The sequence below is a fragment of the Bacillus sp. FDAARGOS_235 genome (assembly GCF_002073415.2).
Classification (GTDB): domain Bacteria; phylum Bacillota; class Bacilli; order Bacillales; family Bacillaceae_G; genus Bacillus_A; species Bacillus_A toyonensis.
The window spans coordinates 121,576-135,873 of record NZ_CP020437.2 but is presented as its reverse complement, the minus strand read 5'-3'; the positions used below and the strand labels follow the sequence as shown (position 1 = coordinate 135,873).

22 protein-coding genes are annotated in these 14,298 nt (G+C 32.7%); 7 read left to right on the top strand and 15 right to left on the bottom strand.

The genetic code is table 11. From position 1 onward, the window contains the following. Position 1: 1 nt before the first annotated feature. The 6 genes from A6J74_RS02230 to A6J74_RS02205 all read right to left on the bottom strand — a co-directional run bounded on the left by A6J74_RS02230 (position 2) and on the right by A6J74_RS02205 (position 3,807). On the bottom strand, positions 2–511 hold the full coding sequence (locus A6J74_RS02230) for a 2'-5' RNA ligase family protein (RefSeq protein ID WP_001259264.1): 510 nt from the start codon (positions 509–511) through the stop codon (positions 2–4). A 118-nt stretch (positions 512–629) separates the two neighbouring features. Further along, the gene (locus tag A6J74_RS02225; protein ID WP_000502991.1) at positions 630–1,109 is read right to left on the bottom strand and encodes a CcdC family protein; all 480 of its coding nucleotides are present in this window, start codon (positions 1,107–1,109) and stop codon (positions 630–632) included. Between the two features lie 41 nt (positions 1,110–1,150). Further along, on the bottom strand, positions 1,151–1,822 hold the full coding sequence (locus tag A6J74_RS02220) for a DUF4052 family protein (RefSeq protein ID WP_000177830.1): 672 nt from the start codon (positions 1,820–1,822) through the stop codon (positions 1,151–1,153). Beyond that, positions 1,819–2,691 (bottom strand): ATP-binding cassette domain-containing protein, encoded by an 873-nt coding sequence (locus tag A6J74_RS02215; protein WP_000457684.1) that lies wholly within the window; start codon positions 2,689–2,691, stop codon positions 1,819–1,821. The genes A6J74_RS02220 and A6J74_RS02215 overlap by 4 nt, the downstream gene beginning before the upstream one ends. Continuing rightward, the gene (locus tag A6J74_RS02210) at positions 2,691–3,068 is read right to left on the bottom strand and encodes a GntR family transcriptional regulator (protein WP_000805198.1); all 378 of its coding nucleotides are present in this window, start codon (positions 3,066–3,068) and stop codon (positions 2,691–2,693) included. Before A6J74_RS02210 ends, A6J74_RS02215 begins: the two co-directional genes overlap by 1 nt. 145 nt (positions 3,069–3,213) lie before the next feature. Beyond that, positions 3,214–3,807, bottom strand: a complete 594-nt coding sequence (locus A6J74_RS02205) for a DUF4825 domain-containing protein (RefSeq protein ID WP_000876550.1) — start codon at positions 3,805–3,807, stop codon at positions 3,214–3,216. 440 nt (positions 3,808–4,247) lie between these two features. Here A6J74_RS02205 and A6J74_RS02195 point away from each other — a divergent pair, with 440 nt between their 5' ends. The 6 genes from A6J74_RS02195 to A6J74_RS02170 are packed head-to-tail and all read left to right on the top strand — an operon-like array spanning position 4,248 to position 5,236. Then, positions 4,248–4,388: a YrzI family small protein gene (locus A6J74_RS02195; RefSeq protein WP_000156182.1), complete on the top strand. Its 141-nt coding sequence runs from the start codon at positions 4,248–4,250 to the stop codon at positions 4,386–4,388. Positions 4,389–4,415: 27 nt separating this feature from the next. Continuing rightward, positions 4,416–4,559 carry a YrzI family small protein gene (locus A6J74_RS02190; protein ID WP_000142746.1) on the top strand — a complete coding sequence of 48 codons (144 nt, stop codon included), beginning with the start codon at positions 4,416–4,418 and terminating at the stop codon, positions 4,557–4,559. 28 nt (positions 4,560–4,587) lie between these two features. Further along, entirely contained in the window at positions 4,588–4,731 is a 144-nt protein-coding gene (locus A6J74_RS02185) for a YrzI family small protein (RefSeq protein WP_000668979.1), read from the top strand. Positions 4,732–4,757: 26 nt separating this feature from the next. Next, a complete protein-coding gene (locus A6J74_RS02180; protein WP_000668979.1) occupies positions 4,758–4,901 on the top strand; it encodes a YrzI family small protein in 144 nt (47 codons plus the stop codon). A 26-nt stretch (positions 4,902–4,927) separates the two neighbouring features. Further along, positions 4,928–5,068 (top strand): YrzI family small protein, encoded by a 141-nt coding sequence (locus tag A6J74_RS02175; RefSeq protein WP_000669820.1) that lies wholly within the window; start codon positions 4,928–4,930, stop codon positions 5,066–5,068. Between the two features lie 27 nt (positions 5,069–5,095). Further along, on the top strand, positions 5,096–5,236 hold the full coding sequence (locus A6J74_RS02170; RefSeq protein ID WP_000668494.1) for a YrzI family small protein: 141 nt from the start codon (positions 5,096–5,098) through the stop codon (positions 5,234–5,236). 237 nt (positions 5,237–5,473) lie between these two features. Here A6J74_RS02170 and A6J74_RS02165 read toward each other — a convergent pair whose 3' ends face one another. Further along, the gene (locus A6J74_RS02165; RefSeq protein WP_000837897.1) at positions 5,474–6,559 is read right to left on the bottom strand and encodes an AI-2E family transporter; all 1,086 of its coding nucleotides are present in this window, start codon (positions 6,557–6,559) and stop codon (positions 5,474–5,476) included. 149 nt (positions 6,560–6,708) lie between these two features. On the opposite strand from A6J74_RS02165, the gene A6J74_RS02160 reads away from it, so the two are divergent. Then, positions 6,709–7,530 (top strand): HNH endonuclease, encoded by an 822-nt coding sequence (locus A6J74_RS02160; protein ID WP_000189690.1) that lies wholly within the window; start codon positions 6,709–6,711, stop codon positions 7,528–7,530. A 228-nt stretch (positions 7,531–7,758) separates the two neighbouring features. Here A6J74_RS02160 and A6J74_RS30285 read toward each other — a convergent pair whose 3' ends face one another. From A6J74_RS30285 to A6J74_RS02120, 8 genes are all read right to left on the bottom strand, one after another. Continuing rightward, positions 7,759–7,851: a putative holin-like toxin gene (locus A6J74_RS30285; RefSeq protein WP_001289320.1), complete on the bottom strand. Its 93-nt coding sequence runs from the start codon at positions 7,849–7,851 to the stop codon at positions 7,759–7,761. 138 nt (positions 7,852–7,989) lie between these two features. Beyond that, the gene (ssuD, locus tag A6J74_RS02150) at positions 7,990–9,102 is read right to left on the bottom strand and encodes an FMNH2-dependent alkanesulfonate monooxygenase (protein WP_000404867.1); all 1,113 of its coding nucleotides are present in this window, start codon (positions 9,100–9,102) and stop codon (positions 7,990–7,992) included. Positions 9,103–9,178: 76 nt separating this feature from the next. After that, positions 9,179–10,027, bottom strand: a complete 849-nt coding sequence (locus tag A6J74_RS02145; protein WP_000432143.1) for an ABC transporter permease — start codon at positions 10,025–10,027, stop codon at positions 9,179–9,181. 16 nt (positions 10,028–10,043) lie between these two features. After that, the gene (locus A6J74_RS02140) at positions 10,044–11,030 is read right to left on the bottom strand and encodes an aliphatic sulfonate ABC transporter substrate-binding protein (protein WP_000276900.1); all 987 of its coding nucleotides are present in this window, start codon (positions 11,028–11,030) and stop codon (positions 10,044–10,046) included. A gap of 17 nt (positions 11,031–11,047) precedes the next feature. Next, complete coding sequence (locus A6J74_RS02135; protein WP_002093657.1) at positions 11,048–11,803, bottom strand: ABC transporter ATP-binding protein; 756 nt, start codon at positions 11,801–11,803, stop codon at positions 11,048–11,050. A gap of 186 nt (positions 11,804–11,989) precedes the next feature. Next, positions 11,990–12,502 (bottom strand): ribonuclease FAU-1 family protein, encoded by a 513-nt coding sequence (locus tag A6J74_RS02130; protein ID WP_001072801.1) that lies wholly within the window; start codon positions 12,500–12,502, stop codon positions 11,990–11,992. Positions 12,503–12,636: 134 nt separating this feature from the next. After that, positions 12,637–13,701: a hypothetical protein gene (locus A6J74_RS02125; protein WP_000117463.1), complete on the bottom strand. Its 1,065-nt coding sequence runs from the start codon at positions 13,699–13,701 to the stop codon at positions 12,637–12,639. Between the two features lie 12 nt (positions 13,702–13,713). Then, the gene (locus tag A6J74_RS02120; RefSeq protein ID WP_000400640.1) at positions 13,714–14,187 is read right to left on the bottom strand and encodes a tetratricopeptide repeat protein; all 474 of its coding nucleotides are present in this window, start codon (positions 14,185–14,187) and stop codon (positions 13,714–13,716) included. Positions 14,188–14,298: the final 111 nt, after the last annotated feature.

The following is a 14,298-nucleotide window of genomic DNA, read 5'->3' as shown; positions in this document are numbered from 1 at the left end:
GTCAGCTTTTTTGCAATGGTACTTCAAATTCAATAATTGACTCTTCGTTCTCTCCAATTCGCTCCACACTAATTCTATTAATCACACAATTTAATTTCTCATGAAAACTAGGAATACTTTTAACTACTTCAGCAGCTAGCTTAGCACTTTCTTTTCTCCCGACTGTTACATGCGGGATGTACGGAATGTCTTCTTTCAAAAACTGTAATAAAGGTCCTGTATACAGGATATTACGTAGATCTTCTATTTGTTCTTTCCCTTTTTCAACTCGTAAAAACAAATATGCTCCTTCACTCGTTATTTGATTCGCAAATTCAATTTCTATATTATATATCTTTTTTGACACATTCAAAATATGTAATTTCAACTCATCATTTGAAATAGGACTTTCAAACGGAAATACAATTGTAACATGCGGTGGGATTAATCCGAATAAAGGATCATGCTCTAGTCTAATGTCCTCTATTTCATGGATGGACATGTTGTTTAGAAAAAGTACAATGGTACGCATTTTTATATCCCCTACTTCCCCTTAATTTTTTATATTTATCATATTGTATGGCAGCCTGTACTTCAACAAATTGTTTTGCTTACATCTAAAAATAAAAAACTTCTCAAATGAGAAGTTTTCATATAGCAGGATTATTATTTTCCCGCCAAACTTTCCTAAATTTTATATAACAAGCAATTCTCCATGGAATAATATACGAAACGGCAACGACATAAAATAATAAACCAATCGTTTGTGGATCCAAATCAACAATATATTGCCTTGAACCGTATCTTAAAACAACAAGTGCAATAAAAGTAATTAGAAAAGCTGTGCTTTTTTTCGTATAAATATTCCCATCATCTCTTCGTTCGTAATTTGTTAAAATTATAAGTGGTACGGCGAAAAGAATCCCAATGCATGCTGCTAAAACCACTTGTAAAATAGCTGGATGTACGGGACCAAAAAACCATATTATCCCTGGCGTTAAAAATAGTAATGGCCACAAAATTCGTTTTCCTGTTCCTTTTATCGGTTTGTACATAGAACGGTAACGACGCCAAAATATTAGTAGTGCAATGCATACAAAGACGGTTATTAGTGAAGAAGTGTCTCCCATTTGTTTTTCCTACTCTCCCAAAATATATATTTAATTACACTTTAAATGGTTTGCTCAAATGATACTTTTCGAATAAATATACCGCTAGTCACGATATAGACGATAGTTAAAACAATTGAAATGACAATAAAGTATGGGATATCTATTAAAGATAGATTAGATGTAGAATTTAAATCCTGTATTCCTACTTCTGCATAAAGTACACTATTCAATGATATAAAAAATGTTCCGCCTATCATAAGACCAATCCACTTAAAACGTTTCTTAATCACTACTGCTACTTGAAAAAAAGTTGCAATTGTAACATACAATAATAGTTGTACAATAAACTGTTTAACTGAGTGTTCTCCTAAACTAATATTTACTGTTCTATACAATGTATTTTGTAAAATAATCACTTGAAGGAATGAGAAAACCGCAGCTTGTAATATGATATAGCAAACTGATCCAATGAAAAACTGTAATCTCGTTACTCCAAATGAAACTGCTAAACGAAACACATCATCCTGTATAATAAAAGTACTTACTACTATAAACAATGTAATTACAATCGAAGGATTATTTAATATATGTTGTAAAAATCCTTCTCTTATTTCTTTTAACTCCATTACACTTGTGATTCCTTTTATAAGTAAAGCTGTAATCCAAAATATTAAAATTGCTTTATAATGAAATTTTATATGTAACTTTAACTGCTTCATTATCATCGTCATTTCACTTCACCACCAGTTATATGAATAAATAGTTTTTGTAATGTAATTCTATCAACTACTAATCCCTCTTTTTCAACAGAATAATAATCTTCATTAGAAAGCTCTTCCCATATAACAGTAATGCCTTTGTTCCCATAAACTTCTCGATTTAAAACTTTTTTATTAATTGAGAACTCATCCACTTTATCTTTTTTCCCCGAAATAATATGTCCTTGTTGTAATAAATCTTCCACTGATGATTGAACAACTAATCTTCCTTCTTTTATGATGATTATCTCTTCAATTACATGAGTTACTTCTTCTACTAAATGTGTTGATAATATAATTGTTCGAGGATGCTCACCATAATCTTCTAATAGTAAACTATAAAACAACTCACGATGCGCTGCGTCTAAACCTGTAGTTGGTTCATCAAAAATAGTAATTGGTGCTCTACTTGCTAGTCCTTGTATTATTCCAACGACTGTTTGCATACCATGTGATAGTTTATGGTATTTCTCTGTCATATTAAGCTGAAACTTATCAGCAAGTTTTTCAGCGTACTCTCCATCCCAATTTTTATAAAACATGCTACACATCTTAAAAATTTCTCTTACTTTATAACTTAAATGAGCTTCTTCTTTCACTCTAACAAAACAAATATTTTGCATCGCTTTACTATTTTCAAATACATTTTCACCTAATATTGATACATTTCCACTACTTGAAATAATTTGTCCTGCGAGTAAATTTAATAGTGTCGTTTTCCCTGCTCCGTTCCTTCCAAGCAAACCATATATTTTATGCTCTTCCAATGAAATAGTTACTTCATTTACAGCTATTTTCTTTTTATATTTTTTCGTTAAATCTTTCGTTTCAAGTGCAAACATTACGCTTTCCCCTCCTTCGTAATTTTTTGTATCATATCCATCAATTCGCCTTTTGATATTTCTAGTACTTTTGCTTCTTCCCACACTTTAGGTAAATACTCTGTCATAAAAGTATTTTGTCTTTTTTTTAGTACGACTTCTTTTGCTCCCTTTGCAACAAACATCCCGATCCCTCTCTTTTTATATAGAATCCCCTCATCTACTAATACATTTACCCCTTTAGCTGCAGTAGCTGGATTTATTTGTAACATCTTTGCAAATTGATTTGTCGATGGAACTTGTTCTTCTTCAAGCAATATATCTTTTAAAATATCAGATTCAATAGTTTCCGCAATTTGTAAGTATATTAACTTATTTTGTTCTAGAGTAGGTTTCACAATTTCACCACCTTAGGTTCATAGGTTCATTACTTATGTAATTAACCATATCACATTACAAATGTTTTTTCCATAAATTTCTTATACATAAAAAGGAATTATTCATTTAAGAATGATTCCCTAAAAAAACTCGTAGTTTCAACAATTATTCCAACTGCTTCACTGGATATTTAGCAAATAAAGATTGCCTAAAATCTTTATCATTCACAAGCATTTTAATTTTTTCTTCATTGCCCTTAAAAAACTTTATAACTTTATTTTTATCCCATATATCTTTTTCTTTTGGAAAATCATCGAATTTCCTATGCAAAATTGATAACATTTCTTCCCTCGTTATCTTAAAGTTTTTATTTTCTATTTGAAACTCATACGCTTTTGCATTTGGTACTAAAATCACTAGATATATAGCATTAAAGAGAAAATTCTTCTTCATCGTATCCTTCCCATCAAACCAATACGTCTCAATCATTTCTTCTGTAAGAGTCCCACTCTCTTTTACGCCATAGTTCACTTTTATACTTTCATTTTCTAAACTTATACTTTGAACTGTTCCACCACCGGGTAAATTTTTAACAATTGCAACCACATCTGAATTATTACCAACGTACGTTCCAGTATATTTCTTAAAATCATCTGACCTAACATCAGATATATCTTTTATTCTTTCTCCGTTAGAACAAGCCGTCATAAATAAAAAAATTGTTAGCATAACGAGCACATTACGATGCATATATTTCATTTAGCATCCCCCATTTTTATCGATATTTCGTTACTTACTATACTGCTTTTCAAATCCCTTTTAAATATAAGCATTTTAATCAAAATTAAAAATTTTCAATTTTTAGGTTTACAATTATCCATTAATTGTATATAATTACTAACGTAAGAAAAAAATTCTAAAAGGAGGTCGAAGAAAATGATGAAATTACAATTACATGCATTAACTTTTGCGTTAGCTGCACCTTTGTTTTTCGGACAATTGAATATGAATTCGACCACCCTAATGGAGAATTGAAGATCGTATATTATTTCTTTTAATTCATAAATTCGCCACAGGAGGTCGTATACTTTCCTGTGGCTTTTTCACGCCCAGCCGTAGGAGAACTGTATCTTCCTGTGGTTTTTTTGTGCGGTTTTTTAGTCTCTTACATTATTTTTTAAAGAAAGGAGCAACATTCAATGACTATTAGCGTATTGTTTTTAAGTATTACGATTCAAAGAAATAGACGTTCCAATACGGAACTGCTTCATAATGCGCGAATTCAAAAAGCTATGGATGATGTTAAGGAGCGCCAAGTGCTTTATTGTGATCACCTGTAATTCCTTTTCGAAAGGAGGAATTCATTTATGACTTTTCATGTTTTCTTTTTTACGACTGCACTTCAGAAAAACACTTTATCTGAAGATGAAATCATTCGTAAACAACAAGTAAAACAAACAACTGATAAAATAACTGACATTAAAATTTCATACTATACACAAATGTATTAAAAATATATTTTAAAGGAGCAATATCTTCATGAAATTTAAAGCATTCTTTTTAACCATTACCATTCAAAAACGTAAGCTTTCACAAAATGAGGTTTTACACGATCAACACGTTCAAACTACTATGGACGAAGTAAAAGAGCTTCAATCTTCTTTTTACAATCGTCTGTTCTAAATAAATCCTAAAGGGGTAATAATTCAATGAAATTTAAAGCATTCTTTTTAACCATTACCATTCAAAAGCGTAAACTTTCACAAAATGAGGTTTTACACGATCAACACGTTCAAACTACTATGGACGAAGTAAAAGAGCTTCAATCTTCTTTTTACAATCGTCTGTTCTAAATAACTTATAAAGGGGTAAAAATCTAATGAAATTTAAAGTATTCTATTTAACCATTACCATTCAAAAACATAATTTTTCTGAAACTGAAATGCTTCACGAACGTCAAATTAATCAAGCTATGGATTATGTAAAAGAAAGACAGAGTCATTACTGTAGTCATTTGTAATTCCCATTTGAAAGGAGGAATTCACATATGAAGTTTCACCTTTTCTTTTTAACTATTACGATTCAAAAAGAAACGATTTCTCAAAATGAATTAAAACAAGAGCAACAGTATAAACAAATTATTGATGAAATTCGTGATTGTAAAAGTAAATATTACACTCACCTATAGTTTATATGAATTAACTTGAAAGGAGTCGATTATGATGTTGATAGTACGGTGTAAAGAAATGATTTGGATAGTTCAGAGGGATTCCACATAGTTTTATAGACCTTAAATCCCACAAGTTTACCGTTAAATTTGATATATAAAAAACATATAATAAAATCGCATTAATACACTTTTTTATATTGATTAACAAACGAAAGATACACCACTTAAAAAGCGGTGTATCTTCCTCAACATATACTATTTTCGATTATTTCGTTTCGTTTTAAACAATCTTACTAAGTTTGAAACAACTGTTTTTGTTACTGCATAAACTGGTACTGCTAAAATCATTCCGATAATTCCCGCGAAATTACCTACCCCTAAAATTAAGATAATAATTGTTAACGGGTGAATATTTAATTTCGAACTCATAATACGTGGTGAAATAATATTACTTTCAAACTGTTGTACTATTGTAACAATAATAATTACGTACAATGCTTGCATCGGAGATACGAACAAACCTACAATAACAGCTGGTGCCGCACCGATAAATGGACCTAAGTTAGGAATGATATTTGTAAATGCTGCAATAATTCCTAAAACAAAAGCGTACGGTAAATCGATAATTAAATAACCGATGAAAGTAAAAGCACCAACAAATATACAAACGAGCGCTTGCCCTTGAATATATGCAGATAACGTTTCATTCGTTTCCTTTATGATACGAAGTCCTTCTTCACGGTAAGACTCTGGTAATAAGCTAACCGCTTTTCCTGGAAAGGCATGCCCATCTTTAAACATGTAAAATAAAATGAACGGTACTGTAAAGATAACTAACGCAACGTTCGTGATGATACCAAATAAAGCCGTTGCACTCGACGTAATTGTATTTGGTATATCCTTTAAGTATTCAATTGCATTTTTTTCAATTGTTTCAATGGAAACGTAATTTTGTGTAGATAACCATTCAAACAATCTGTGATGTGATAAATCTTGTATGTATACTTTTCCCTCTTTTATATACCCTGGCATATTTTTCACTAAATCCATTAACTGTTGTGAAATCGTCGGAACAACTACTCCAACGCCAACCGCAGTTAATGTGATGATAAAAAGATATAACAGTAGAATCGCTAAATTTCTAGGTACTTTTTTATTCTCCAAAAAGACTAATACAGGATTAAATATGAAGTATAAAAAAAGCGCGATTAAGATTGGGAAAAACAATGTTGATATGAAGATACCAATCGGTTGAAATAGAAACGATATTTTTGTGCAAATAAATATGATTCCTACAACCATTAGCACTTCTAATGTCCAAAAGTGCACTTTCGATTTCAAACAAACGTCCTCCTTTAAACTAGCACTTCTCTTTATTGTACCAAATTAAACTTTAATTTCACATAATATTTTCCTTTACAATATTCCAAAATACCAATAAATACACTACAATGAGAATACATACAAATTTGCAGGTAAAGGTGATAAAAATGACACAATGCATCATTTGCAGAAAAGATACGAAAGAACTGAGTGAACAATATGTCATCCCAGAAATATTATGTGGCTATTATTTCACAAACTCAATTTGTGATACTTGTCATGAACAAATGACAACAAATATTGATCGCCCTTTAATTAGGCATAAATTAAGTCAATTTAAGATTGAGCAAATGAAAAAACAAATCGACTCCCCTCTCTATACAAATGAGCATGGTGAGGAACTTGCGGCGGCTGAAACAGATGTTGTTGAAGTAAGTGATGAAATACTTTATTCCAATGCATTAATTATGAAACTATGTAAAAAGCACGATATTTCTCTACATAATGAAATTTGGAAAGAAGAACGTGTAACGAAAGTAGCTAGCTCTATTCAACGTGAATTACTTTTAGATAACCGTAAATACAAAATGAGCGTATTAAAAATGGCTTACGCTTTCGCTGTACAAACAATTGATGGCTACTTTGAAGATCCAGATGCAATTGATATTTCTAATATTCTATCAAATGCCGATTTCATGGAATTAAAAGAAAAGAGTATTGTTCGTGACTTAAGCAAAAGTTCATTATGGAATACATTAAATACAAATAGTGAAAACCATTACTTTATTTTACTTAGCGATAAAGACGGCCTATTCTGCTTCATTCGTTTGTTTGACATCTTTGATGTTGTCGTTCATTTATCAGAAAAGCGATATGAACTTGCATCGCCAATTGTCGGCGTAAATAATGTGAATAAGCAAGAATTTTATGTCCAAACTTTAAAACAGTATATGGATGGGTTATTTAAAGAAACATCATCTACTATTTAATCAAAATCAGAACATACGGTCTCCTTTCTTCATGAAAAGACACTGTGTTATAATGAGTATGAAAAGAACAATCCAATCACATAAACTAATTATAAATTGTATATAAATAAAAAAGACTAGTGTGCGGCTACACACTAGTCCACGTAACTTAGCAGATTGGATTGTTCACTTATCCTATTTGTTTCTTACAAACAAAACAACCCACATTCTATTGGCTTAGGTGGGTTGTTATTTTTTGAGCTTGTCTATTAAAACAACGACGAACGTTAACAATGCAACGAGAAACAGTCCACCCTGCAGTAGCAACGCTATTTCACTCATGTATTATCACCCCCCTCCTATTCGGAGAAGTGATAATTGAACAACCAACCGTACCTTAAGTTACTATTTAATTTTACCATATTTTCTGATAGTTTACGATGAAAACCCGCATGCGAATCGCTTGCGGGTTTTTTCTCATTATTTTTTTAATGCAAATGCATCAGCTATCATTTCACCAACAATTTTATTTTCTTGTTTCTTCTCATCTTTCAATAAAGGGAATAACAGTTCTGCCACTTCATATGCCTCTTCTAAATGAGGATATCCCGATAAAACAAATGTATCAATTCCTAACGCTTCATATTCTTTTATTCTTTCCGCTACCGTTTGCGGATCTCCTACAAGTGCAGTGCCTGCACCACCTCTTACAAGTCCGATTCCAGCCCATAAGTTTGGGCTTATCTCTAACGACTCCCTTGTTCCTTTATTTAAATATGTCATCCGTTTTTGGCCAACTGAATCATATCTTGCAAATGTCTTTTGAGCAAGCTCAATCGTTTGATTATCTACATATTGAATTAAACGTTCTGCCTCTTCCCATGCTTCTTCTTCTGTTTCTCTTACAATTACGTGCAACCTGATACCGAATCGTACCGTACGCCCCTTCTCTTCTGCAAGTTTTCTTACTTCCTCTATTTTCTCTTTTACTTGCTGAGGTGGCTCTCCCCACGTTAAATATACATCACTATGTTCAGCTGCAACTTCTTTTCCAGCAGCTGATGACCCTCCGAAATATATAGGAGGATACGGTGTTTGGACTGGCGGGAACACGACTTTACTTTCTGTAACTTTAATATGTTTTCCTTCTAATGAGATCGTTTCACCTTGCAAGGTCGATTTCCAAACTTTTAAAAATTCATCCGCTGCTTCATACCTTTCGTCATGTTCAAGATACAATCCATCTCCTTGTAGTTCAACGGGATCTCCTCCAGCTACTACATTAATAAGTAATCGACCATCTGAAATTCTATCAAATGTAGATGCCATCCTCGCTGCAACTGTAGGTGACATTAATCCTGGTCTCACTGCTACTAAAAATTTTAGTTTTTCTGTTTCAGCAGCAAGAGCTGAAGCTAACACCCAAGGGTCTTCACATCCTTGACCAGTTGGAAGTAAAACACCCGTATATCCTAAATAATCAGCCGCCTCAGCAACTTGTTTATAATAACCATACTCAGCTGCTCTTCCTCGTTTTGTCGTTCCTAAATATCGACCATCTCCATAAGCCGGAATAAACCATAATATTTCCATACTCTTGCACACCCCTTATTTATTTTGAAACGCAAACTAAAAATCTGTATATAAATTACCCCTAATAATTTACATATTAATTCCCTGTCTCACCTTTAAAACTATCTCGCCACCTTAAAAACTTCACTTCTAGTAAACGGACGAGTGAATCAGAAAACTTCCCGACGAATGCAAAGATTATAATACCGACAAATACGATATCTGTATTTGAAAATTGCCTTGCATCCATAATCATATAACCGATACCTTCTGTAGATCCCATAAGTTCTGCTACTACTAAACTCACCCATGCAACACCTAACGATAACCTTGCTCCTAGTAAAAGGTTAGGCAATGCAGCTGGTAAAATTAGTTTCGTAATTAATTTTCGTTTATTAAACTCTAATACTCTCGCAACATCAAATAACTTTGAGTCTACACCTCGTATCCCTAAAAACGCATTTACGTATAAAGGAAAAAATGCACCGTCCGCAATTAATAATACTTTCGATGTTTCGCCAAAACCAAACCATAATACGAAAAGCGGCGCAACAGCTAAATGAGGTACAGTTCTTAACATTTGCACAGATGGATCTAAATATTGCTCACTTCTCGTTGAAAATCCAACAATCGTTCCTAAAATAACCCCTAAGCCCCCGCCAATAAAGAAACCAGCTGCGGCCCTGAATACACTAATACTTAAATGGCCGAATAACTCTCCTGTTTTAATAAGCTCTTGGAAAGCTAGAAAAATATCTAATGGTGTTGGTAAAACTGTTTTAGTGACAAGACCGAATACGCCAGCCAACTGCCAAATTATTAATATAATAACCGGTATAGTAATCGCCCTTACTAAAACTTTTATATTTAACTTCCGCACCTTCTTTACGCTGTTTTTCTCAATCATTATACTCGCTGATTTCATAACAGCTTTCGTATTTTCCACTTTACAAAACCTCTTTTCACTTCGCTTTCAACGCTTTTTCTACGAAAGAATTATCTACAACTTTTTCCGTCTTAATTTCTTTCTTTATAGAACCGAGCTTATATTGAAATTTCGCTGTCTTTTGTTGCTCTGCTATTATTTCCTTCGTTACCGGAACTAAAATTGGTTTGTCGTGATTAAAAACTTCTTTTACGATTTCCGCATCTATCTTTTTTACAGAAGTGTATACTTTTATTGCTTCATCTAAGTTAGCATCTTGCCATACACGTGCTTTCTCATAAACTTTGAGAAATTTCTCAACTAATTCTGGATGTTCTTTCGCAAATTTTGTTCTCGTAATTAAAAATTCTGGTGAAGAGACATCTAATGTTTCACCATCTGCAATCACTTTCGCGCCCTTATTTACCGTATGTAACGAAATAAATGGATCCCAAATCGCCCATGCATCTACTGATCCTGATTCGAATGCAGGCTGCGCTTCATCTGGTTGTAATTGAATGACATTTACATCTTTTGCATCAATACCTTCTTTATCAAGTGCTCGATATAATAAATTAAAGGCACTACTTCCTTTTGCTACTGCAATTTTTTTACCTTTTAAATCTTTTATACTCGCAATCTTGCTATCTTTTTGAACGAGAATTCCAGTTCCTTTTCTCGCATAACTTGTATTGGCGATTTCAGTAAATCCAATACCTGCTGCTTGCGCTGAAATGACTGGAGAATTCCCTACTTCACCAAAATCTAATCGGTTTGATGCGATTGCTTCAAAATAAGGAGGTCCACTTTGGAACTCTGTCCATTTCACTTTAACTCCTTCTTTTTTAAACTCCTCTTCAAACCACCCCTTTTTCTTTGCTAGTAATAGTGGACTTAATCCTTGCTGTATACCAATTTGTATTGTTACATCTTCTTTCTTACTACTTGCTGTACTTTTTTCGCATCCTAATAAAAATACTGATATAGCTAAAGCAAAAGAAAGAACTATAAATTTTTTATACATATAAAATCACCCTTTTCCTATATACTTGTTTGAATCAATCCCCCATATTCAAACTGCTGTAATACTTTCGTTCGAAGTTGTTGGAACGATTGTGAAGTTTTATTTCGCGGATAAGGCAACTTATTTTCAATCACTTTATGTATTTCCCCTGGTTTTGCACTCATAATGATGATTCGGTTTGAAAGATATATCGCTTCATCTATATCATGTGTAACGAATATCATTGTTGTTTTCTTCTGCTCCCAAATATTTAGCAATACTTCTTGTAAATGACTTCGAGTAAACGCATCCAGCGCTCCAAAAGGTTCATCAAGTAATAATACATTCGGATCTCTTAACAAAGCTCTTGCTATCGCAACACGTTGTGACATCCCACCTGAAATTTCTTTCGGATACGATTTTTCAAAGCCATCTAACCGAACGATTTCAACCCATTCTCTCACTTTATCTTTCACATACTTATCTTTTAACGACAAATCTGCCGCTATATTTTCTTCAACTGTTAACCATGGAAAAAGCCTATGTTCTTGAAAAATAAAACCTTGTTTCTTACTTGGTTTTACGATGCGCTCGCCATCAATAGCAACTTCCCCTTCAAAATCATTATCTAAACCTGCAACAATTTTTAATAATGTACTTTTTCCGCACCCACTCGGACCAATTATTGTAACAAAATCCCCTTTCTCTAATTGAAAATTAATATTCTCTAATACTTGAACACTACCTACCGCTTTCGCAAATTTCTTAGATACCCCTTTAATTGAAACTGTCACACGTTCACCCTCCCTACTATGAATCATTTGGATTAATTGATTATGCTGTTATGTAACTAATAAAAAAACCAAAGGCATTTTATCAATAGATAAAATGCCTTTGGTTTCTCCAATCAGCCACTTGTTATAGAATTAACTACATATTATACAAATATTTCCGATGAGTCAACTAGGTTTTAATGAACATTATTTATTTTTAAAGATAGTAGCAGTTTCTATTATAATTTTAGGAAGCAACTCTTGAATGGTATCCGTCAATGTATGAAGAGCTTCTTTTACAAATCCATCTTCAAAGTTTTCTATCGGCTCCGGTAATTCATCCTCATCTAATATGAAATATTCTCCATTTGGAAGTACCATAATATCGATAATTAAATCTTCGAAGGAAACTACTTCTTCTGTTATTTTTGTATTTTTTACGATATTAAAATAGGCACCTACATAATTCCCTTCCTTATCTCTCCATACGTATAAATTGTAAGGACGATCTTCCCAGTAGTATGCAATTGTGTAACTTCCTTTTTGAATAGTTAACTTTGTATCGTGTGCCGTCATTGTAAATGAATACTGGACCTCGTGAAATAACACGATACTTTCCGATTGTTTTTTCAGCAATAAGCAATCGTAATCCACTATTGTCGAATCATACCGAATTTTTCTTTCTGTAATTTCAATTTTTGATGTACGTAATTGATTCATTATTTTGTTCCCCTTATGCTATTTCTATCCTTAATTATATCCATTTATATAGCAATTAAGAAGTATATAGTTGTTTATATTGTTGTCTACAATTACACAATAAAACTCCCTCTTATTTTAGAAGGAGTTTTTCACTATTCATGACTTATAAGTTTTAACCTTTCAGAAATCGCATTATAAAATTTCCGTTCCTCATCAACATTTAAGTGCACACGATTTACTGTTTTAGAAAAACCATATAACACCTGCGCTTTTACTGGCTCTTTTAACGTTATTTCAAAAGTAGCAGGTTCTTTTATGAACTCCATAACAGTTGCATCCAATACCTCTTTCTCTTCTTTTGCTGTTAGTGATTCCCCCTTGTAGAACGTAATATTATCAATTTGTGTAAATGGCAAAACGATTTTCTTTCCTAATCCGATTTGAATCATTACTTGTTTTTCTGTTATGATAATTGGATTTTTACGTATCGCTTGTATTTCAGCTATAAAATAAATCATCGCATATACGTTTAAAATAAGTAAAATCCAAGCTATTACTGGATTCCATTGATGAAGTAAATAATGAAAACCGATACTTTCAATTGCTGTTGCGTGAATTATCATGCTATAAACACCTATAGCACCGGTGTTTTTATGGTAAGAATAGGTAAATTCGTCATCTGGTACTTTTGCACGCCAAGATAATAACGCATAATAGATTAGCTTACACTCAGTAAGCATGATATTTATAACCTTACTTCTTTTCATAGTGTCATCAAATGCTGCATCAATTGAATAAGAGAATGAAGAATACTCTTTTTTATGTGCTTTATATTTATTAATTATTTTAGGAAGCATTGTCACGATTTTATATAGAAGGAACAATTGTAAAGCTACAAATGCAATTTCCCCCGTCACTACTATATAAGAAACGAATGAAAAAGCTTGTAAATAGTCGCTTGGAATTATAAATCTCGCAAATATATATCCAGCTATTACGACAGGAAAGATATACGTTAACGAGTATCTTTTTCGAATAATAAAGAAATACGTAATGACTGGAATTACAAACATACAATCTAATAATGACCCAAGCACTACTTCTTTTGGAGCAGCTGGTACAATGGGAAGGGCATACAATAAATAGTTGGATAACATAATGCAAGATACGAGTCCAATCCAAATGCCTTTTCGCCTTCGCGATAGTGTGACACTCATACGTTCACTCCTTTATTTAAACACCTCGTTTAAGTGGTCTTTATAAAATGAAATAGCACGTTCAAATTCTTTTACTTCATCTACTTTCACGACTGTTTCAAGTAATAATTTCATTGCGGATTCATGTTCGTTTACATTATACTTTGCTAATGATAAAAATACTCTCATCGGATCGTTCTCAGGGAATTTCTTTACTCCAGCTTCTAGTACCACAATTGCCTTTTCATACTCTCCAATGCAACGATATGTACTCCCTAAACCGATATAGGCACCGCAAAGGGATTCACCATCAAGTCCATTTGCGATCGCCTGCTCATAATACGGAACTGCTTCTGTTTCTAATCCCATGACATCGTGTATCCATGCACATTGGTACAGTACTTCTGCATCTTTTGTAAAGTTTGTTAATCCTATAAGTATTTCTCTAGACTGCGCATATTTCTTTTCATTTCTAAGTTTAATAGCTTGCTTTAATAAATGTTCCATAGAATCCACTCCTCACCAATTATTCTGCGTATAGCTCTTGATTGGTTTATGCTTCACATTCGTGTAAAAGTAAAATTCCCACTAATTAAAGTTTCGCTTACCCATATACTA

Excerpts from the sequence above, each read along its gene's own strand:
- A6J74_RS02230 (WP_001259264.1), bottom strand. The coding sequence starts at position 511 with ATGCGTACCATTGTACTTTTTCTAAACAACATGTCCATCCATGAAATA.
- A6J74_RS02225 (WP_000502991.1), bottom strand. The coding sequence starts at position 1,109 with ATGGGAGACACTTCTTCACTAATAACCGTCTTTGTATGCATTGCACTA.
- A6J74_RS02220 (WP_000177830.1), bottom strand. The coding sequence starts at position 1,822 with ATGACGATGATAATGAAGCAGTTAAAGTTACATATAAAATTTCATTAT.
- A6J74_RS02215 (WP_000457684.1), bottom strand. The coding sequence starts at position 2,691 with ATGTTTGCACTTGAAACGAAAGATTTAACGAAAAAATATAAAAAGAAA.
- A6J74_RS02205 (WP_000876550.1), bottom strand. The coding sequence starts at position 3,807 with ATGAAATATATGCATCGTAATGTGCTCGTTATGCTAACAATTTTTTTA.
- A6J74_RS02195 (WP_000156182.1), top strand. The coding sequence starts at position 4,248 with ATGACTATTAGCGTATTGTTTTTAAGTATTACGATTCAAAGAAATAGA.
- A6J74_RS02190 (WP_000142746.1), top strand. The coding sequence starts at position 4,416 with ATGACTTTTCATGTTTTCTTTTTTACGACTGCACTTCAGAAAAACACT.
- A6J74_RS02185 (WP_000668979.1), top strand. The coding sequence starts at position 4,588 with ATGAAATTTAAAGCATTCTTTTTAACCATTACCATTCAAAAACGTAAG.
- A6J74_RS02180 (WP_000668979.1), top strand. The coding sequence starts at position 4,758 with ATGAAATTTAAAGCATTCTTTTTAACCATTACCATTCAAAAGCGTAAA.
- A6J74_RS02175 (WP_000669820.1), top strand. The coding sequence starts at position 4,928 with ATGAAATTTAAAGTATTCTATTTAACCATTACCATTCAAAAACATAAT.
- A6J74_RS02170 (WP_000668494.1), top strand. The coding sequence starts at position 5,096 with ATGAAGTTTCACCTTTTCTTTTTAACTATTACGATTCAAAAAGAAACG.
- A6J74_RS02160 (WP_000189690.1), top strand. The coding sequence starts at position 6,709 with ATGACACAATGCATCATTTGCAGAAAAGATACGAAAGAACTGAGTGAA.
- A6J74_RS30285 (WP_001289320.1), bottom strand. The coding sequence starts at position 7,851 with ATGAGTGAAATAGCGTTGCTACTGCAGGGTGGACTGTTTCTCGTTGCA.
- ssuD (WP_000404867.1), bottom strand. The coding sequence starts at position 9,102 with ATGGAAATATTATGGTTTATTCCGGCTTATGGAGATGGTCGATATTTA.
- A6J74_RS02140 (WP_000276900.1), bottom strand. The coding sequence starts at position 11,030 with ATGTATAAAAAATTTATAGTTCTTTCTTTTGCTTTAGCTATATCAGTA.
- A6J74_RS02130 (WP_001072801.1), bottom strand. The coding sequence starts at position 12,502 with ATGAATCAATTACGTACATCAAAAATTGAAATTACAGAAAGAAAAATT.
- A6J74_RS02125 (WP_000117463.1), bottom strand. The coding sequence starts at position 13,701 with ATGAGTGTCACACTATCGCGAAGGCGAAAAGGCATTTGGATTGGACTC.
- A6J74_RS02120 (WP_000400640.1), bottom strand. The coding sequence starts at position 14,187 with ATGGAACATTTATTAAAGCAAGCTATTAAACTTAGAAATGAAAAGAAA.